The 1160-nt window shown below is 51.6% G+C and carries 1 protein-coding gene; it reads right to left on the minus strand.

Features of this window, described 5'->3' with window-relative positions:
* Positions 1-118: 118 nt before the first annotated feature.
* The coding region (locus ACRC27_RS12410; RefSeq protein ID WP_438640009.1) for an FUSC family protein at positions 119-1160 on the minus strand (1042 nt) is incomplete at its 5' end.

Here is a 1160-nt window from a genome sequence, read left to right on the forward strand (position 1 = left end):
CGTTTATTGAATAGACGGTTATTGAATAACAGTGAATCGCGCTGTTTTTGAATTTTGAACCGAGATAGGTTTTGAGTGCGAGAAAATGACGGCGCTTTGCACGCCGTCAGCTGAGGTGTTACGCCTCTGTGGGGTGCTGTGGTTGGCTGCCGTAGCGGTAAAACAGACTAGCCAGAATAAACAGCGCAGGGACAAAAATCAGGAAGCCCATAAAGACACCGGCGAAGCGGTATACCCCGTAACTGTCATTCACTAACTGGGTGGTGTCATGCACGCACACCATCAGCAAACCTACGGTAAATTGGGTACCGACATACGAGGCAGTTTTGCTGCTGTCTTGAATGATGCGGCCAAAGGCGGTTCCCAGTAAGGTCAAGAATACCAACAGGGCATACGAGTCGGCGGCCACGCTGATCAGGTTACAGATAATGCCCGCAACCCCACCTAAAAAGCAGCCGGTCGCTCGGTAAATCAGCTTGCGTGCTGTAGAGATCGGCAAATCATCGGCCTGTACCGAGCGCGGCTGGTTGGATACCGCCAAAATACTCACCGCTGCTTGAATAAACAGCGAGTTGTGATGCACCAGAGTTGATAGCGGCATCAGTGTAATAGTGACACCAGCTAGCAGGGCAAATAAAAAGTGCAAATGGCAAAACGGCCAGCTCACCGCTTTAGTTGGCGCGCTGACAGAGGCAATCGCGGCGGTGTTTTTGGGCGCCGAGGTTGTGGATTCGGCATGCGGCTTCGAGTTAGCTGCAACTGGAGCCGGATCTGGCCAAATACGTTGGATCAGCATGCCCACCGCAATGGTAGAGAGTGAGCCAATCATCACATCGCCAGTACGCATCATGCCAATATGGAAAATGTCAGTATCTGGATAAACATAGGCATAGCTAACAATCAGGGTAAAGGTCAGCCCAAAAAACAAAATCGCGTAATTGTACTCATCAGACGCCACATTGGTGTAATAGGCCGTTGCGGTATTGACCAGCAAAATGGCAGTACATAATAGAGCTAAGCTCAACTCGGTGCGGCATAATAGTAGAAAGCCAATTGCGCACAGCGCGCCGAGTAAGGTACCGGCGATCCGCAGCAGCCCGCGGTGCCAGGTCTGTTTAAAGACCGGCCGCATGATCACATAGGCACTGAAGGCCGCCCAC

The organism is Plesiomonas sp. (assembly GCF_051650925.1).
Lineage (GTDB): Bacteria > Pseudomonadota > Gammaproteobacteria > Enterobacterales > CAMTGL01 > Plesiomonas.